Source organism: Rhizobium sp. 01L419 (genome assembly GCF_056400025.1).
The window spans coordinates 128,506-141,978 of record NZ_JBFTSM010000004.1; the positions used below are offsets into that span (position 1 = coordinate 128,506).

Here is a 13,473-nt window from a genome sequence, read left to right on the forward strand (position 1 = left end):
TGCGGCTGTGCCGCGAAACAGGGCCTCTGATAAAAACGCTTCATGCGTCACCGGGTAAATCCGGCACAGACCGGCTTGAACATCGCCGGATGTCGGAGGGGCCACGTTGGGTCGGCCCCTCCCTTGTCAAAGTCGGAAAGTCCTATGCGCTCTCGCGGAAATCGTCGTCCGCGGYATCCGGCCCGCCCATGGACATGTCCAGGGCGAAACCCTTGGCGCGGGCTTGCTGAGCGGCAACGCCGTTGGCGGGAGCCACCTTACCGGCCGGCTTGCGGGCTGCTGATGGAGCCGGGCTGCGCGTGGTCACCTTGGCGGCCGGGGTACGGCCCTGGCGGCCACTCGTCGCCATTGCCTTGCCGCCCGCTGTATCGACCTTGAAGAAGGCAATCGATGTCTGCAATTCCTCGGCCTGGGCGGCGAGCTCTTCTGACGTCGCAGACATCTGCTCGGAAGCGCCCGCATTCTGCTGGGTGACCTTGTCGAGCTGCTGGATCGCTTCGTTGATCTGCGACGCACCGACATCCTGCTCACGGCATGCAGAGCTGATCTCAGCTACGAGTTCCGCAGTCTTTCTGATGTCAGGCACCAAGCGGCCGAGCATGTCCCCGGCTTCCTGGGCGGCCGTGACGGTATCGCTCGACATGGCGCTGATTTCCGCTGCCGCCGACTGGCTGCGCTCGGCAAGCTTGCGCACTTCCGAAGCGACGACCGCAAACCCCTTGCCGTGCTCGCCGGCACGGGCAGCTTCCACTGCAGCGTTGAGGGCGAGAAGGTCGGTCTGGCGGGCGATTTCCTGAACGATGCCGATCTTCTGGGCGATCGTACGCATGGCCTCGACAGCGCGGGAAACGGCACTCCCGCTCATCTCCGCATCCTTTGCGGATTGACGGGCGATCTTTTCCGTCTGAGCGGCATTATCGGCGTTCTGTTTGATATTGGCTGCCATCTCTTCCATCGAAGAGGAGGCTTCTTCGGCCGCCGAAGCCTGCTCGGTGGCGCCCTGCGATACCTGTTCGGAGCTCGCCGAAAGTTCCTGGCTGCCGGCCGACACATTCTCGGCGGCCGCAATTGCGTCTGCGACGACATCGCGCAAGCGTTCCACCATCTGCTCCAGCGCGGTGCCGAGCGTATCCTTGGCCGAGAGCGGCTTCGGAGAAACCGTCAGGTCGCCGGCAGCAATCTGCGTGGCAATATCGGCAGTGATGCGAAGATTGGTGACCATGCTTTCCATCGCGATGCCGAGCGTATCCTTGGCCGAAAGCGGCTTGACGTCGACCGAGAGGTCGCCTTCTGCGATCTGGTTGGCAATGTCGGCAGTAGAGCGCAGGTTATTCACCATGCCAAGCATGGCAATGCCGAGCGTATCCTTGTCGGAAAGAGGCTTCGGTGTGACGCTGAGGTCACCGTTCGAAATCTCGTTTGCGATGCCAGCAGTATTGCGCAGATTGTCCGTCATGACGTTGATCGTGTTGACCAGGTCCTTGATCTCGTCATTGCTCCTGATCTCGATCTTCTGGTTCAGGTCGCCGATCGCGACCGCGCTGGCGACGTTCATGATCTTCCGCAGCCCGCTGTTGATGCCGAGCGCAATCCAGAGTGCGGCAGCGAACGCTATGACGGAAGCGCCGATGGCGATGCCGATCAGGAGGTTTCTGGTATTACCGTAGAGGATTTCGGTGTCGTCGTCGGCTTGCGTCATCGACTTCTGCTGAAGTGCGACGAGCGTCGTAAAGACGTCCTCCAATTCCATGACGATGGCGCGGACCTCTCCGCCGGAATAAGCCGTGGCCGCTGCCCTGTCGCCACTTTCCTGGATGGAGGCAACTTTGTTGGAACCTTCCGCGAAACGCTTGCCCAGTTCGACCAACCTGTCCCACGTGGGCTTGCCATCAGCAGTTGCGAGCTGTTGGCCGCCCGTCGCAAATGTGAGCATTTCATCCATGCTCTTTGCCGAGTTTTCGTAGTTCTTCCTGGCCGCTTCGGGATCCATTTCCAAAAGGGCGTTCTTCTGCCATCTGATGGCATTGAGCTCGGCAGCTTTTGCTTCCAGAGCCAATTCCAGTCTTTTTGATGGACCTGCGATCAAGTCGCCGACGGCGTCGTTCAGCGAGCTGAGGCTTATAATTCCAAAGACTGCACTACCTACCAGCAACAGTATGACGAAGCCGAACGCGGCCGCGAGCTTGAGCTTGATCGTGATACGCATCGCAATACCCCTATTTGAAAGTGACGGAATAAGTGTGGACCGGTGGTTTCCTGGGCGCGGCGTCACGCAGCAAAAACATTCCGGAGGCGAAGACAGTTATCGAAGAAATTGCGACCTTGCGTCCGGCGTTCCTGGTCACCGGAAGCTTGTGTCAGGGGCCACATGCCTGGCCCCTGACGGTATCGGAGTGAGAAAGCGCTCAGGCGCTTTCGCGAAAATCGTCGTCACCAGCGTCCGGGCCGCCCATCGACATATCCAGGGCAAAGCCCTTGGCGCGTGCCTGCTGGGCGGCAACCGTATTGGCGGCAACGGTCTTCTTGCCGACAGGCTTACGGATTGCTGCCGGAGCCGGGCTGCGGACCGTGACCTTAGCGGCCGGCGCGCGGGATTGGCGGTTGCCGGCCATGTCCACCTTGAAGAAGGCGATCGACGTCTGCAGTTCCTCGGCTTGGGAAGCGAGCTCTTCCGAGGTCGCAGACATCTGCTCAGAGGCACCGGCATTCTGCTGTGTCACCTTGTCGAGCTGCTGGATTGCCTCGTTGATCTGGGCTGCCCCGATATCCTGCTCGCGGCACGCCGAGCTGATCTCGGAAACCAGCTCCGCCGTCTTGCGGATGTCGGGCACCAGGCGGCCGAGCATATCGCCCGCCTCCTGGGCGGCTTTCACCGTATCACCGGACATGGCGCTGATTTCGGCTGCGGCTGATTGGCTGCGTTCGGCAAGCTTGCGCACTTCCGAGGCGACAACTGCAAAACCCTTGCCGTGCTCACCGGCACGTGCCGCTTCGACGGCGGCGTTCAAGGCGAGCAGGTCGGTTTGGCGAGCGATTTCCTGGACGATGCCGATTTTCTGCGCGATCGTGCGCATGGCGTCGACTGCGCGGGAGACGGCTTCGCCGCTGGCTTCCGCATCCTTGGCCGACTGGCGGGCGATCTTCTCGGTCTGAGCGGCGTTGTCGGCGTTCTGCTTAATGTTGGAGGCCATCTCTTCCATCGAGGCCGAAGCCTGTTCGGCGGAGGCGGCCTGCTCCGTCGCACCTTGAGAGACCTGTTCGGAGCTTGCCGAGAGTTCCTGGCTGCCCGCAGAGACGTTCTCGGCAGCCGAAATCGCATCGGCGACGACGCCGCGCAGGCGCTCCACCATCTGCTCGAGCGCAGTGCCGAGCACATCCTTTTCCGAAAGCGGCTTCGGTGAAACGGTCAGGTCGCCGTTCGAGATCTGGTTGGCCACTTCGGCAGTTATGCGCAGGTTGGTCACCATGCTCTGCATGGCGATGCCGAGAGCATCCTTGTCCGACAGCGGCTTTGCGTCGACCGAGAGATCTCCCATGGCGATCTTGTCGGCAAGAGCCGCAGTGCTGCGCAAGTTGGCGGTCATGATATTGACCGTGTCGATCAGATCCTTGATCTCATCATTGGTCTTGATCTCGACCTTCTGCTCGAGATCGCCTTTCGAGACGGCTTCCGCGATGAAGGCAACCTTCTTCAGGCCGCGGTTGATACCGAATGCGATCCAGACCGCGATGGCCGTCGAGAAGACGAACAGCACCACCGCCATTCCGATCAGGGCGCTGCTGGAATTGCCGTATTGGACATTCGTCGCCGCATCGGTGGCGTGAAGATCTTCAACGATATGAGTGTTAAGTTCTCCCAGGATCTTCAGGAGACTATCGGTGATCTTGGCACCGTCGCCCATGGAGATCTGAGCGGCATGCGCGTTGCTTTCAGCAGTGTTCTGGGTTGCCAGATCAAGGATCTGGTCCTGCATCCGTGTCCAGTTCGGATAGACCGAACGGAATTCTGCAAGCTTGCTGACGACTGCGGGATTGGTCTCCTTATCGAGCTCGGCCAGCCGGTCGTCGATAGTCCTCCGTTCCTGCGCGACCGTGTCCCGATATCCGGTGATGGCAGCCGGATCCGTGTTCATAACGGCGTTCTTCTCGGCGCGGATCGATGCGGCGACCGCATCAGAAAGCCCACCCGAATTCAAAAGGTTCTTGGCAGGGCCAGTAACGATATCGCTGATGGCGGCATTGAGTGAATAAAGATTGGAAATGGCAAGGCCTGCCATCCCCAACGCCAGTAATATTACGAGGCCAAAAGCAATACCTAGCTTCATTTTAATGGTGAAACGCATCTCTATCCCCTGAAAGCGGAAAATACTGTCTCGCAAGGCGGCCCGTGAGCAGATCGCCAGTAAGAAAAATCAATGAAGAGCCAAAAAAGGGGGACAGCGAGTGATTCACTTCCCAGCAGTCGGACATCTAGTGATCACGACGCTAACGCATACACACGTTGCGGGATATTTTGGTCCGAGGCCACCGAAGCCGCCGCGGAGAGTTTCGGTTGACTGCGAAGCGCTCAGGCGCTTTCGCGGAAATCGTCGTCGACCGCATCCGGGCCGCCCATCGACATATCCAGAGCAAAGCCCTTTGCACGTGCCTGCTGGGCGGAGACCGTATGGCCGTGATTATTACTATGCGTGGCCGGAGCCGGCTTGCGCGGGGCGGCGGCCGGAGCCTTGACCACCTTGGCAGTCGTCTTCGCAGCGGTCTTCTTCACGCCAGCACGGGTCGTACCTGCCGTATCGACCTTGAAGAAGGCGATCGAAGCCTGCAATTCCTCAGCCTGAGCGGCGAGTTCTTCCGAAGTCGCAGACATTTCTTCCGAAGCGCCGGCATTCTGCTGGGTCACCTTGTCGAGCTGCTGGATCGCTTCGTTGATCTGCGAGGCGCCGATATCCTGTTCGCGGCAGGCAGCGCTGATCTCGGAGACGAGTTCGGCGGTCTTGCGGATATCGGGCACCAGGCGGCCGAGCATTTCACCGGCATCCGCTGCCGCCTTGACGGTATCGCCCGACATCGAGCTGATCTCGGCAGCGGCAGACTGGCTGCGTTCTGCGAGCTTACGGACTTCCGAGGCGACGACCGCAAAACCCTTGCCATGCTCGCCGGCACGCGCTGCTTCGACCGCAGCGTTGAGAGCAAGGAGGTCGGTCTGGCGGGCGATTTCCTGAACGATGCCGATCTTCTGGGCGATCGTGCGCATCGCTTCGACCGCGCGTGTCACAGCCTCGCCGGACGCTTCCGCATCCTTGGCGGACTGGCGGGCGATCTTCTCGGTCTGGGCGGCATTGTCGGCATTCTGCTTGATGTTCGCAGCCATCTCTTCCATCGAAGCGGAGGCCTCTTCAGCGGAAGCCGCCTGTTCGGTCGCACCCTGCGAGACCTGCTCGGAGCTGGCCGACAGTTCCTGGCTGCCCGAAGAGACATTGTCGGCGGCAGACAGGGCGTCGGCGACGACACCACGCAGGCGCTCGATCATGACGTTGACGTTGCCGAGCAGTTCGCCGATTTCGTCATGCGAGGTAATTTCGGCCATCTTCGTCAGGTCGCCTTCGGCAACTTCGCGGACGACAGTGTTGGCACGGCTGAGACCCTTGCTGATGGTATTCGCGATCCAGAAGGCAGTGAAGGCAGCGATCAGCAGTGCCACAGCGGCAACCGCGATCATCATCGTGCGCGTCGTGCCATACTGCTGTTCGGCGCTGTCGTCTGCATCCTTCATGCGCTGTTTTTCGAGCGTCAGAATTTCATCCAGAGCGGAGTCGATATCGTTGGCTGCCTGGCGAGCCGTCGTGACCGAGATATTGTTGGCGGCGTCCATATTGCCGGCCTTCATGAAATCGCGAATCTGGTCGTCGGCCTGGTTGAAGGACTTGGAGAGTTCGGTAACACGATCCCAGCGTGATTTGCCTTCCTCGGTCGCAAGCTTCGTCACAGCGGCGAAGGCGTCGGCAAAATCCTTGCGGGCCTGGTTGCCCTTTTCGATTGCACCGGAAGCGTCATCGGCATTGCGCGCGGTCAGAAGGTTCTTCTGCTGGCGGATGGCTTCGAGTTGGGCGATATTGATCTGCTGCGCCAGGTCGAGGCGCGCGGCAGGACCGGCAAGAAGATTGCCGATCGTATCGTTCAGCGAACCGAGGCTGAAGATGCCGTAGCCGGCGGTACCTATCAGCATGAGAATGATAAAGGTGAACGCAGTCACCAACTTTGTCTTGATCGTCAATCGCATCGTCTTAACCCCTAATGATTGGCCCCCGGCTAGCTGACGGCCCCCGCCGTCTCATGCCTCGATGAGAAAATCGCCTGCAAATTCGGGAGGATGATGAACTCCCCGCCCCGCTTGACCAGGCAATTGATGTAATCCGCGCGCCAGCGCATACCCACGCTTGGCGGCGGTTCGCTGGCGCTTTTCGTCAGCGTCGTCACTTCGTTCACCTTGTCGGTACGCATTCCGACGAGCGTCTGCTCCCCCTGCAGATCGACCTCGATGACGACGATGCGGCTGTCGATCGTCGCTTCCGAGGCTTCCATCCCGAAAGCGAGGCGAAGATCGGCAAGCGGAATAACCTTGCCGCGGAAGTTGATGACGCTGGCGACGAAGGGCTGGCTGCCCGGCACCGCGGTCTCGGGAAGCAGATCCAGGATTTCCTGGACGATGACGGCTTCCAGTGCGAAGGTCTCGCCATTGAGATCGAAGGTCAGAACTTCGACTTCTTCGGCATAATTCCAGTGCTTGTCGAATTTTTCGGCTGTTGCTGCTGTGCTCATCCTGCCACGCGCAATTGCGCCTCCTGTTGCTGACCCGCGGCAACGAGGTGCCCGACGTCAAGAATGAGGGCGACGCTGCCGTCGCCGAGAATGGTGGCGCCAGAGAAGGTCGCCACGTCGTTGTGCAGTTTCGACATAGACTTGATGACCGTCTGGTGGTCGCCGATGATCTGGTCGACCACGAGGCCGACACGTTCGGTGCCTGTCGAGATGACGACCACCTTCTGATGGACGTCCGGCTTGGTGCCGGTGCGGAAGAGATCGCGCAGCCGCAGGAACGGCACCAGACTGTCGCGCAGCGAGATGAAGCTGCGCCCACGCGAGCGGAGGTCTTCTTCCAGCGACAGTTCGAGGCACTCCTCGACCGCCGAGAGCGGGATGACGTAACGCCCGGCGCCGACGCGCACCAGCAGACCGTCGATGATGGCGAGCGTCAGCGGAATGCGCAGCGAGACTTCCGAACCCTGCCCCGGCAGGCTGACGACCTGGATCGCGCCGCGCAGCGCTTCGACCGTCTTCTTGACGACATCCATGCCGACGCCGCGACCGGAGAGATTGGTGATCTGCGCGGCGGTGGAGAAGCCCGGCGCGAAGATGAGCTGCAGCAGTTCCTGATCGGAAAGTGGCTGGCCGGGCGCGATGAGGCCCGAGGATTCCGCCTTGGCGCGAACCCGCTCGCGGTTGATGCCGCGCCCGTCATCCTTGATGGAGATGATGACTTCACCGCCGGACTGGTGGGCAGACAGCGTCACGGTTCCGGCTTCCGTCTTGCTGGCAGCAAGACGTTCGGCAGGCGGTTCGAGGCCGTGGTCGATCGAGTTGCGGACGAGGTGGACCAGCGGGTCGGCGAGGCGTTCGATGACGGTCTTGTCGACTTCGGTGGTCTCGYCTTCCGTGACGAGTTCGATGACCTTGCCGGTTTCGCGGGCGAGATCGTGGACGAGGCGGCGGAAGCGCGAGAAGAGCGTTCCGACCGGCACCATGCGCAGCACCATCATCGTGTCACGCAGTTCTCCGGAGAGGCGTTCGATTTCTTCCGACACCGAGCGCAAGGCGATGTCCGAGCTGGAGCTTGCCAGCTGGCTGAGGCGCGACTGGGCGATGACGAGCTCGCCGACGCGGTCCATCAGTTCATCGAGACGTTCTGCCGGGACACGGACGTTTTCCTGCGCCTTTGCCTGGGCTGCGGCCTGGGCAGGCGCGGGCGTTTCGCGCTTTACCGGAACGGCCTCGACCGGGCGGAACTCCGAAGCAGCGGCTGGAGCCGGTGCAACGGATGCTGCGGCGACCGGAGCAGCAGCTACATCCTTTCTTGCCTCGGCCGGCGCGGCTTGCGGACCGGCGATTTCCTGAACGTCGAGCTGCATGTCATCCATGACGAAGATAAAAACGTCGTCGATGGCAGAACGGTCCTGCTCGCTCGTCAGAACAACATCCCATGAAACATAGAGTTCGGTCGGGACCAGATCATCGAGCGGCGGAATGCCTGATGTGTTTGCACGAACTGTGCATTCGCCGAGATCGCGCAGTTCATCCAGAAGGCCGAGCGGATTGGTGCCGTTCGCCATGGAATTCGCCGGTAGGCTGAAACGGATGCGCCAGGTCGTCGTCTTCTTGGCAGGAGCCGCGGCTGCGACAGCGGATGTTGCAGGCGCGGCAGCCTCCTTGGCCTCGGCCTTGCCGCCGACGGCCGCCTGGAGCTGGGCAAGCAGCTTGTGGCCGGTATCGCCGTGATCGGCATCGGGCTGTTCGACGAGCGCCCGCATGTGATCCTGCGCGGCAAGAACGGCGGCAACGAGCTCGGCGGTTGCCGGAACTTCACCCTTACGGACACGGTCGAAGGCCGTTTCGCAATGATGGGTGAAAGCGGCAAGCTGCTCGAAACCGAACATTGAGCCCGAGCCCTTCAATGTATGAAGGCCGCGGAACACCGCGTCGACGAGATCCTTGTTTTCGAGGTCGTGGTTAAGGTCGAGAAGGCCGGCTTCGATCGCCTCGAGGCATTCGGCCGCTTCGGTACGGAATACTGCGACTGGATCGAGCGAGCTCATCTGCCAAGCACCTTCTTCACGATCTTCACGAGATTTTCCGGATCGAACGGCTTGGTAAGCCAGCCGGTAGCACCCGCAGCCTTGGCACGCGCCTTCAGATCCGCATCGGATTCCGTCGTCAGGAAGATGATCGGCACACCGGCCTGGGCGGGCAGCTTCCGCAGTTCCTCGATCATCGTCAGCCCGTCCATGACCGGCATGTTGAGATCGGTGACGATCAGGTCGAAATTGCCGCTCTTGGCGGTTGCCAGGCCCTCGGCGCCATTGACGGCTTCCGTGACAGCGTAGCCTGCATTGGTCAGCGTGACCTTGGTGGTCAGCCGAATGCTGGCGGAATCGTCAACGGTCAGGATGTTTGCGCTCATAACGTCACCTCTTCATGCAACCAGAACTTCTTGTCTTCTTGATCGAAGGCCTCGGTAAATCCGGCCCGCTCAAGGACCTTGAGAAGCGAACCGCTGGCCGGAGCCGAAAGGGTAAAAGTCTTGCCTTTGGCCCTTGCCTGACGGCGGGCGGCTTCGATGAGCTGGAGAGCACTCAGATCCGCTTCCGTGTTTTCGGGAAGACTTAGAGTAATTGTATTATTGTCACGAAATTGATCAATAATCTTCGCATATACTTCTGAAACATTACGAATGTTCAGAACTTCCGGAAGAGATATAGATTCACAATATTGCACCTGAGTATCCAACGCAGCCTCCAGGGTCGGAGAAATACTTAACGACCATAAAAGGATTCTCATGACAGGCTTAACAGCGCGTAAACGGCGGTTGTAGGAAGTGCAATTAACGCGAGTCCCGACTCCCTGAATTATCATCCAAGATAATTTATACTGAAGCCTTCTCATATTATAAAATACCATATAAAAACAGATAGATAGATAGATGTCCGTGGAGGGCTTATCAATTCTTGCCGAATGCCTTCATAGGTTGTTAAGCACAACGTCTACGAGTCTGTGGCGTTTACCTGCCATTTCCATCCTGCGCGTAAAAATAGAGTCAAATTGCCTGTGTTTATAAGTAAAGGTACAAAAGTGACAAACGCGACGGCATCGGCACAGACTGCGCTCTATGCTTCAGGTTCGGATATAAGTCAGACTCTGGAATCGGCTCGTTCCCAGGTCGAGGAACGCTTCCTCGAAGGTGGCACCGTCCTGTTGTCAGTCATGGATGTCCTCAATCGTCTTTTGACGTCGTTGGACCAGATCACCAGGGCACTGGACAACAATGAGGCGAGTGACACCAGCGCCGATCTCAATGCGACCGTCCAGAACCTGATCGAGCTTCCGGGGGCGGAACAAAACCGCCAGCAGGCACTGACGGCACTTGCCCAGACAGGTTCGGAACTGCACCGGCATGTCGCGGATATGCAGGAAACAATGCGTTATCTGCGCACCTTTGCGGTCACGGTGAAAATAACAGGCGCCGGCCTCGCCGAATTTGCGGGTTTCGCTCAGGAAATTCTCGAACGCATCTATTCAGGGACCGACGAAGTCAATCGCTTTGCCACCCATCTCGACAGTCTGCAGAAGGAGGTCAAGCTCGCCCTGTCCTTCGGCTATAATCTCGCCAAGAACTATGCCGATACCGTTCCCGCTGTCGCCAGGGCGCTCCAGGACGACGCAAAGAAGATTGCCGATCACCGCCAGAATCTCGGAGCGATCGCCCGCGACGTAGGCGCCATCGCCCGTGGTGTGCAGAGCAAGGTTGCATCCACGCTTTCTGCATTGCAGATCGGCGATATCACCCGTCAGCGCATCGAGCATGTACAAAGCACCTTTTCGCTGCTGCAGGATTTCTTCGCGAGCGAAGACGGCGCCAAACTTAATCCCGATGCACGCAAGCGCCTGATGAACGTCATCCATCACCTGACTGCTGCGCAGATGGCGGACATGTGCACGGATTTCCAGCGGGATTCCCGCAATGTCGTGCAGACCATCGCGAGCTTCAGCCAGGATACGCAGGGAATTCTGAGATTACGCGACCAGATGAGCGGTCGGAGCGACGGAAGCGACGGCAATTTCATGCGTGCGCTGGAATCCAGCGTCTCGGCCGCCCACGAGATCGTCAAGCAGGTCGATGCCGCAAGCCGTCAGGCCGACCAGGTCAGCCAGTCGACGCTCGGCACCGCCGCGACGCTTCTGCACTCCATCGAGGCGATCCGCGCGGTCAAGATCGATATCCACTATATGGCGCTGAATACCAACCTGCGCTGCAGCCGCCTCGGCGAAGAGGGCAAGTCGATCAACGTCGTCACGGGCGAATTACGCATCTTTGCCGGCAAGCTCGATGATTCAGCCGATGCCATCGTCAACGGCCTGCCAGCGCTCGAAGCCTCGGCCGGACGCGTTGCTCCTGCAGGCAGTGCCAAGAACGGCGGCCTTGCCGAAAGCCTCACATCGGCCGTCGGCACGATCCGCTCCGCCGCCAACCTGATGGAAGACGAGCTCAAGGTGCTTGCCGAACATGGCCGCGAGGTCGCGACCAAGATCAACCTGCTGATCGGCAAGCTCGATTTCCAGCACGATCTCGGCGACGTGCTCGCCCGCTGCGCCGACGTGCTGGAAACCGTGGCCGGCGACCAGATCGCCGATATCTCCGACATTGCCGAAGCGATCGCCCCGCTCGACCGCAAGATCTTCAAGCTCTACACAATGGTGCAGGAACGCAATGTCCATCGCGACATCATTCCCCCCACCGAGGAAACCGCCGCAGCCGCGCCTGTTGAGCCGCAAAAAGCCCAGAGCGACGAAGATCTGTTCGAGGACGCGCTTTTCTAAGGCAAGGCCCGCGCGTCAGTTGGTCCGGCGGAACTTGTTTGCCGCCTCGATCGCCGCCTTCTGCTGATCGTCCTCGATACCGAGGTAGAAATCCTCGAGCAGCGGATCGGTCAGGCCTGCCCGCCGCGACAGCACGTACCATTTCGCGGCCTCGATCGGGTTGGGCGGCGTGCCCAGCGCATTGATGTAGAGATGTGCGAGCTTATTTTGTGCAACGACATTGCCGCGGTTGGCGGCAAGCTTCAGCCATTCGAAGCCGCGCACATAATCCTTCGGCCCGCCGATGCCGTTAACCAGCCAGATACCCATGTCGAGCTGCGCCGTATCGAACCCCGCGCGCGCAGCGCGCGCCAGCCACTCGCGGGCCAGAAGCTTCTTTTCGTCCGGCAGATCGGAAAGCTTCTGGTAGATCTGCGCGACTGCATATTGCGCATCGGCGACGCCCTGTTCTGCCGACTTCTCATAATAAGGCAAGGCGAGCTTCAACCCCTTGTCGCCGGGATTGTCGGCAACGAGCGTCTGCGCCCAGTTAAATTCGGCAGACGGATTGCCCCCATCAGCCGCCTTGCGCATGAATTCGTCGGCCTTCGCCTTGTCGCGCGTGACGTTGTTGCCCTCCATGAGAAGCAGGGCATATTTAAACATGGCGGCAGGATCACCGCCCTCGGCCGCCTTGCCGTACCAGAAGGCTGCGTTCTTCATGTCCCGCTTGACGCCGAGCCCCTGCGACAGGATTTCCGCGATCAAAGTCTGGGCAGCCGGATCGCCGAGCTGTGCCCGCGGCAGCGCCTTGTCCATGGCGGTCAGGTAATAGCCGCGCTGATAGGCACCGAACGCCTCGTCGATCTGTCCCTTATATTCCTTTTCAGGCGGCAGGTCGGGTAGCTTCGCACCCATGCGATCAAAAACCCCGACGCCATCGGATGGAATGGTGCCGTCGGGCGGTTGCGGCCGGTCGGTGCGGAATGTCTGGCTCGGAGTTGCGGAGGGTTCGGTGATCGCTTCATTCGCCTGCGCCAGCACGAATTCCGGTTGGACCGCCAACAGGGCGGTCATGCAGAGGAGAGCGCATCTCGAAAGGCGGGCGGGGATCGGCATAAGCGCGATATCAATCCTCAAACCGTGGCGCTTTTTCGTCAAGCAACGCATTGATCTGAGCCACGATCGACCGCGCCTGTGCCGGCTCGGCAAACACGCCCATGTGCATCGCGACGAACTCTGCTCCGGTCTCGGCAACGGCAAGCGCGGAAGCAGGATCAGTGCCGCCCATCACGATGCACGGAATTTCGATCATCGAAGCCCACCACTCGGCAAGCGCCAGGTTCTTCGGATGCGCGTCCGGCTTGATGTCGCCGTCGAGCTTACCAAAGAAGATGTAGTCTGGCCGTTCCTCGCCCACGGCCAGCGCCGTGTGCCGGTCGGCCGCATTGCCGCCGCCGACGATCAACTTGTCTGCATAACGATCGATTGCATCGGCAATCTCGCTTGCCGGTCCGGTGATGTGCAAGCCATCGGCCTTCGAACGGCCGACCACGCGGCTGTCGCCGGCGATGAGAGCCGCAGCTCCCGCGTCCTGGATGATGGGTACGAGCTTCTCGGCATGTTTCTGGAAGCTGCCGTCATCCAGATCGTATTGCGGCAGAATGACGGACGCGATATCGCCACCGTCAAGCGCATCGGCGACGATTTTTGCCCGCTCATCGGCATCAGCGATGTCGGGTACAACAAGGACAAGACGGCAGCGATTTTCCGGTTCGGTCATGAAGTCTTTCCATGTGCGGCGGTTTTTCCAGCTCTATGGCGGATCCGCACTCGTTTTGAGTG

9 protein-coding genes and 2 pseudogenes are annotated in these 13,473 nt (G+C 60.1%); 1 reads left to right on the forward strand and 10 read right to left on the reverse strand.

What is annotated here, in order from left to right:
• Positions 1-142: 142 nt before the first annotated feature.
• From AC1DUP_RS10630 to AC1DUP_RS10665, 8 genes and pseudogenes are all read right to left on the reverse strand, one after another.
• Positions 143-2,206, reverse strand: a complete 2,064-nt coding sequence (locus AC1DUP_RS10630; RefSeq protein WP_477832631.1) for a HAMP domain-containing methyl-accepting chemotaxis protein — start codon at positions 2,204-2,206, stop codon at positions 143-145.
• 199 nt (positions 2,207-2,405) lie between these two features.
• Positions 2,406-3,728: pseudogene (locus AC1DUP_RS10635) on the reverse strand (methyl-accepting chemotaxis protein); the annotation flags it as partial.
• 102 nt (positions 3,729-3,830) lie between these two features.
• Positions 3,831-4,343: pseudogene (locus AC1DUP_RS10640) on the reverse strand (MCP four helix bundle domain-containing protein); the annotation flags it as partial.
• 224 nt (positions 4,344-4,567) lie between these two features.
• The gene (locus AC1DUP_RS10645) at positions 4,568-6,280 is read right to left on the reverse strand and encodes a methyl-accepting chemotaxis protein (protein WP_477832632.1); all 1,713 of its coding nucleotides are present in this window, start codon (positions 6,278-6,280) and stop codon (positions 4,568-4,570) included.
• A gap of 29 nt (positions 6,281-6,309) precedes the next feature.
• Positions 6,310-6,819 carry a chemotaxis protein CheW gene (locus AC1DUP_RS10650; RefSeq protein ID WP_113310281.1) on the reverse strand — a complete coding sequence of 170 codons (510 nt, stop codon included), beginning with the start codon at positions 6,817-6,819 and terminating at the stop codon, positions 6,310-6,312.
• Entirely contained in the window at positions 6,816-8,870 is a 2,055-nt protein-coding gene (locus AC1DUP_RS10655) for a chemotaxis protein CheA (RefSeq protein WP_477832633.1), read from the reverse strand. The genes AC1DUP_RS10650 and AC1DUP_RS10655 overlap by 4 nt, the downstream gene beginning before the upstream one ends.
• A complete protein-coding gene (locus AC1DUP_RS10660; RefSeq protein ID WP_113296108.1) occupies positions 8,867-9,235 on the reverse strand; it encodes a response regulator in 369 nt (122 codons plus the stop codon). The genes AC1DUP_RS10655 and AC1DUP_RS10660 overlap by 4 nt, the downstream gene beginning before the upstream one ends.
• Positions 9,232-9,561 (reverse strand): STAS domain-containing protein, encoded by a 330-nt coding sequence (locus AC1DUP_RS10665; protein WP_115036700.1) that lies wholly within the window; start codon positions 9,559-9,561, stop codon positions 9,232-9,234. Before AC1DUP_RS10665 ends, AC1DUP_RS10660 begins: the two co-directional genes overlap by 4 nt.
• 342 nt (positions 9,562-9,903) lie before the next feature.
• Here AC1DUP_RS10665 and AC1DUP_RS10670 point away from each other — a divergent pair, with 342 nt between their 5' ends.
• Positions 9,904-11,649 (forward strand): chemotaxis protein, encoded by a 1,746-nt coding sequence (locus AC1DUP_RS10670; RefSeq protein WP_477832634.1) that lies wholly within the window; start codon positions 9,904-9,906, stop codon positions 11,647-11,649.
• 15 nt (positions 11,650-11,664) lie between these two features.
• Here AC1DUP_RS10670 and AC1DUP_RS10675 read toward each other — a convergent pair whose 3' ends face one another.
• Together AC1DUP_RS10675 and AC1DUP_RS10680 are read right to left on the reverse strand one after the other, a co-directional pair.
• Positions 11,665-12,747, reverse strand: a complete 1,083-nt coding sequence (locus AC1DUP_RS10675; RefSeq protein WP_115036343.1) for a tetratricopeptide repeat protein — start codon at positions 12,745-12,747, stop codon at positions 11,665-11,667.
• 10 nt (positions 12,748-12,757) lie between these two features.
• Positions 12,758-13,411 (reverse strand): thiamine phosphate synthase, encoded by a 654-nt coding sequence (locus tag AC1DUP_RS10680; protein WP_113296105.1) that lies wholly within the window; start codon positions 13,409-13,411, stop codon positions 12,758-12,760.
• Between the last annotated feature and the right edge of the window lie 62 nt (positions 13,412-13,473).

Bases quoted from the DNA above. Each gene is read 5' to 3' on its own strand.
- AC1DUP_RS10645 (WP_477832632.1), bottom strand. From the start codon at position 6,280: ATGCGATTGACGATCAAGACAAAGTTGGTGACTGCGTTCACCTTTATC.
- AC1DUP_RS10650 (WP_113310281.1), bottom strand. From the start codon at position 6,819: ATGAGCACAGCAGCAACAGCCGAAAAATTCGACAAGCACTGGAATTAT.
- AC1DUP_RS10660 (WP_113296108.1), bottom strand. From the start codon at position 9,235: ATGAGCGCAAACATCCTGACCGTTGACGATTCCGCCAGCATTCGGCTG.
- AC1DUP_RS10675 (WP_115036343.1), bottom strand. From the start codon at position 12,747: ATGCCGATCCCCGCCCGCCTTTCGAGATGCGCTCTCCTCTGCATGACC.
- AC1DUP_RS10680 (WP_113296105.1), bottom strand. From the start codon at position 13,411: ATGACCGAACCGGAAAATCGCTGCCGTCTTGTCCTTGTTGTACCCGAC.